At 42.3% G+C, this 4,518-nt stretch carries 6 protein-coding genes; 1 reads left to right on the forward strand and 5 read right to left on the reverse strand.

Features of this window, described 5'->3' with window-relative positions; genetic code table 11:
• Positions 1-215: 215 nt before the first annotated feature.
• On the reverse strand, positions 216-740 hold the full coding sequence (gene tadA / locus ACYQ4S_RS10865) for a tRNA adenosine(34) deaminase TadA (protein WP_459771112.1): 525 nt from the start codon (positions 738-740) through the stop codon (positions 216-218).
• A gap of 100 nt (positions 741-840) precedes the next feature.
• Between tadA and ACYQ4S_RS10870 the strand changes: the two genes are divergently transcribed.
• The gene (locus ACYQ4S_RS10870) at positions 841-1,704 is read left to right on the forward strand and encodes a helix-turn-helix domain-containing protein (RefSeq protein WP_459771114.1); all 864 of its coding nucleotides are present in this window, start codon (positions 841-843) and stop codon (positions 1,702-1,704) included.
• Between the two features lie 48 nt (positions 1,705-1,752).
• Here ACYQ4S_RS10870 and ACYQ4S_RS10875 read toward each other — a convergent pair whose 3' ends face one another.
• The 4 genes from ACYQ4S_RS10875 to tnpC form a co-directional block, all read right to left on the reverse strand.
• Positions 1,753-2,100, reverse strand: coding sequence for a hypothetical protein (locus ACYQ4S_RS10875; protein WP_346024224.1), 348 nt, complete (start codon positions 2,098-2,100; stop codon positions 1,753-1,755).
• 123 nt (positions 2,101-2,223) lie between these two features.
• Complete coding sequence (locus tag ACYQ4S_RS10880; RefSeq protein ID WP_459771115.1) at positions 2,224-2,529, reverse strand: manganese catalase family protein; 306 nt, start codon at positions 2,527-2,529, stop codon at positions 2,224-2,226.
• Positions 2,477-2,635, reverse strand: a complete 159-nt coding sequence (locus tag ACYQ4S_RS10885; RefSeq protein ID WP_459771119.1) for a manganese catalase family protein — start codon at positions 2,633-2,635, stop codon at positions 2,477-2,479. The genes ACYQ4S_RS10880 and ACYQ4S_RS10885 overlap by 53 nt, the downstream gene beginning before the upstream one ends.
• 154 nt (positions 2,636-2,789) lie before the next feature.
• Positions 2,790-4,340 carry an IS66 family transposase gene (gene tnpC / locus ACYQ4S_RS10890; RefSeq protein ID WP_459771117.1) on the reverse strand — a complete coding sequence of 517 codons (1,551 nt, stop codon included), beginning with the start codon at positions 4,338-4,340 and terminating at the stop codon, positions 2,790-2,792.
• Between the last annotated feature and the right edge of the window lie 178 nt (positions 4,341-4,518).

Consider the following 4,518-nt stretch of genomic DNA (forward strand, 5'->3'; position numbering starts at 1 on the left):
GTGTACTTGAACTGTTGCGAAAAGCATTAAAATCAGAAGGGCTGTTTTGAGCTTCGCTCAATAGGCATTCATCTCCCACCTACGCTTCGCTTAGAGGTGGGAGTCTTCTGTCAAATGGTGATAAAAACCACCGGTCATCAAGACAGTTTATTTCATACTGTCTCGATGACCGGCGGGTTTCTATTAGTACGCAAGTTCATATATCTCCTTCTGATTCACTCGTTTGCTTCAGTGGAAGCTTCTGATTGCCTCAGGGCTTTTTCCCTCTTTTTTCTCTCTCTAAGTGTCCTGAAAAAATCAGACAGCAAGGCTGAGCACTCTTCTTTCCTGACTCCCTTGTGCACCTCACACTGGTGGTTCAGACGGTCATCCTGAAGAACAGTCATCAACGACTCCACTGCCCCTCCCTTGGGATCAGCCGGCCCATAATAAACTGAACGCAGGCGGGAAAGTACAATGGCACCGCTGCACATGACACACGGTTCCAACGTTACAAACAAATCACACTCTTCCAGTCGCCAGTTAACCAGATGCTGATTCGCCTCCTTGATTGCTATCATCTCGGCATGAGCGGCGGCTTCCTGAAGCGTTTCTCTCTGATTATGTCCTCGGCCGATCACTTGGCCATCTTTGACAATCACTGCCCCGATGGGGACTTCTAATATTGCTTCGGCCTTCTTTGCTTCGATGATCGCTTCAGCCATCCATCGGTCTATTTCTTTTTCGGTGTATCCAGTCATCTCGATCGCTCCAAAATTCACTTTTTCTTCATTATACCTTAGTTTCTCTTTGCATCAAACAGTGGTAAAATTAAGCTACATTGAGATAGGAGGAATAAGTTTGGATTATGCAAACTTGAAAACACTGTATCCCGAAGCGGTTTTGTCCGATCTGCCATTTATGGACGAAGACACTTTCCGCATTCCTTATAAAAATAAATGGATTCATATCCCGAAAAAAGAGCTGACTGAAAAAGAGTGGCAGCTTCTTGTCATGCTTAAACAGGAAATTGAGCCTTCTTCCTTTCCAGTCTCGGACTCTAAATGGGCTGAACTGATTCAAGGCCAAAGAGAACTTCCACCTAAAACCACTCAGATGATACGTCTGACTCAGCTCTACCTGGAGAAAATAGATACACAATTCGACTATTTAATCTGGATTGATTCAATCAGACAATTATTCGAACCTGTTCTGGATGTCTTTTTTATAAGCAGCGATACCTGTCTTATAGTGCAGGATACTGGCGCCCCGAATTTCTCTGATGAAGAAATAACAGGTATCCTCCAGACACTTGAGGATGACTTTTCAATAAGAACACATGCTTATATTGGACAATTCTGGACACCAGACCACAATCTTTATGACTTATTTAAAGAAGAACAGAATATTTTTCAGCAGGAAGTCACACATATGCACCATCAGGTCAGTTCGCTTCCGGATATTGCCCTGCATCATTTTACAAAAGATGCGCTGGCAAAAAGTGCCATAATTAAGGAACTCAAAACTCAAATCGATGCCTCAGACGACTGGCACGAATTAATCCAAGCTTTATGGCAAAGTCAGGGAAATATCAGTGTTGCTGCTAAACAACTGTTTATACACCGCAATACGCTACAGTACCGGATGGACCGATTCAATGAATCCACCGGTCTATCCTTGAAAAACATGAATGAACTGCTGCTGTGCTATCTTCTCATTCTATAAATAAAGGCCTCCTATAAAAGGAGACCTTTTTTACTTAGCCGGAACTGACTACTTTTTAACTTTCTTAAATGCTTTTTTCGCATCTTTTGACTTGTCCTGCATATAATCTTTCATATCAGAACCCATATCAGAGAACTTATCTTCCAGATTGCTAACTTTTCCAGCAGCACCAGCGAGCAAATTAATTTCATCGTCAGTCAGTTTGCTGACTAATTTTTTTGCACTTTTGCTGTTAAATTTATCATTCACATAGTGCTTCGCTTTCTGCCGATTCACTGTTGCTTTCGTTTTTTTCTTCGCATTGTCAGAAGAAAAAAGAAAAGTAAGAATCCCGACTAAAAACGCAACCCCTACTCCAATCAGAATACTCTTTTGCGTGTCATCTATTTTTTTCATCCATTTCAATCCTCTCTTATTTGATTTATCAATTTAATAGTACCAGAGAAAGAGCTGCTGTTTCAAAGATAAACGCTTGATTATCTGATCTCGGTTAATGAAATCTGATTACATCCTATCCGTTTATTTTTCTGATGGTGTGCTGTGCAGTTGAGCAAGAGGTGCTTTCAGTACTGGCTTGTCAGCCATAGCCTGAGGATTTTTAATGTATTTGAAGTCATTTCCGTCAGCGGCTTCTTTCCCATCCACTACCGGTTTGCTGTCTTCCCCTTCTGAGAAATTATATAGGCTATGAACCACATCAAACACTTCGTATTTTTCAGGAACTGTTCCTGGTACAACCATGCCTTCTTTAGCTTCCAGTTCTTTGTACTTCTCATTCCCTCGAGCATTCCAACCCTGGAAGAGGTACATATTCATAATAGACATTTCGCCCCCACTGTCCGCAAAGGAACTCCTGCAGTCTTCTCGTCATCAGTGCATCCGGACGCTCTGGTTTTGCATGGTACTGTAATTCTTTCTTGTGCGTGAATATAGTAAGATCTTTTCGTTTTGGTAGTGTTTATCAACAGATAAACTTTACCATCCTCTTTTTTTAATCGTAAGCGATGAATAGTTGAGTACCTTCAACTGAAAAACGGACACCTCTATACTAAGAGATGTCCGAAGAGTAGAATAAGCTGGCTGTCTTAGCGACAGTCCATCTGCACCTTTGGATTCCATGGCAAATAAGCCTCCAAAGGTGTATTTTGTCGATTTGGCAGGTGCTTCAATAAATAATCAAGATACTTTCGCGGATGTAATCCGTTGGATTTAGCTGTTTCAACCAGGCTTAAGATGGTCGCCACAGCACGTGCGCCGTCAAATGATTTAGAGAACAACCAGTTCTTTCTTCCCATGACGAGGGACTTTATCCCTCGTTCAGCTAAGTTATTGGAAAGCACGAGCCGACCGTCTTTGAGTACGTTCATCATGCGCTCTTTCTGGTTCAGTGCATAGGTGATCGCTGTGCCCAGCTTTCCATGCGCGGTCAGAGAACCACACCATTCAAAGAACGCGTCAAGCTTAGGCTTCAGTAGCTCCAATCGGCGGTCATATCGCTCGCTGACAGATAGTTTATTGAACGATTTATCCAGCGCAAACAACTCGTTACACAGAGTGACGCCCTTGTGAGCGATACTCTTACTGGAATAGTTCGTTGGCCGCGCATCATAGAATTTGCGTCGAATATGAGCCAGGCAGGCAATCTGGGTCATCCCTGACAGCTTAGTGTATCCAGAAAACCCGTCACTATGCAGATAGCCTGTATACTGATTTAAAAAGTCCTTTGGGTCTGACCCGCTGCGAGAGGGACCCAGTTTAAAGATATGTATGGCCCGTTCACTATACTTGCCCGTACTAAACAGCCACATGTACGATTTTTGTCGTTCTTTATCGTTCAGTACTTTGAACGTTGTTTCATCGGCGTGAAGAACCTTATGGTTCAGGAGTTCTTTTCGTAGTTCAGATACGAGTTCTTCGAAATAATACTGTGCCGTTTTAATGTGCCAGTTCGTGATCGTGTGACGGGGGATCGGATAGCCGAGTAAATCCCAGTAGACTTCCTGCCGATAAGCAGGCACTTTCTGTTCAAACTTCTGGTACATGGTTTCTGCTATAAGTGAAGCGGACGCGGCTGTATTATTTAAAGGAAGCCGTGGAATCTCAGATTTCTCAAAGGGTGTTCGCGTTCCATTTTTTTCGCATTTCGCACACGCATACGTTTTCTGGAAATGTCTGTGGTTTTCAACTCTTGCCGGAATAAATTTAACTTCCTGGCGGATGAGTTGCGTACTGACTTCTTTCATTCCTTCTTTGCATGTAGGACACGTACAGGATTCAATTTCATGTATATGATCGACTGTCGGAAGTGACGCTAACTGCTGGTCTTTTAACCCTTTACGTTTTTTGCGACGGACAACCTTCGTTACAATGACTTCATCCTCGTCGCTTTGGTCACCAGTCTGCTCTGGTCCGCTAAAAAGGTGATCATTGAAGAGATTCCCCTGATTCGGATTATTTTTCAGAGTTTCTTTCTTTGGACCATACAGTTTCTGAGTTAAGAATTCAATCTGTTCTTTCTGTAAAGAAAGTTCATCATCTTTTTGAGCGATGATTGTTTTCAGTTGTTTGTTTTCTTCTAAAAGCTGGTCTAACTTTTTAATAATCACTTCAAACTGCTTTTCGCTCTTTATAGACATGAACGTTTCTCCTCACATAAATAGTAACTAAATTTTACACTAATTGGGAAAAATCGAGTAGGGGGTAAATAATTAATTTATTTACCGTCCTCTCACACCACCGTACGTACGGTTCCGTATACGGCGGTTCAATATCTTAAGTAAGCAGACTCTGCCAGTTGGTTTAGTGAAACTAAAC

Source organism: Alkalibacterium sp. s-m-28, assembly GCF_054658175.1.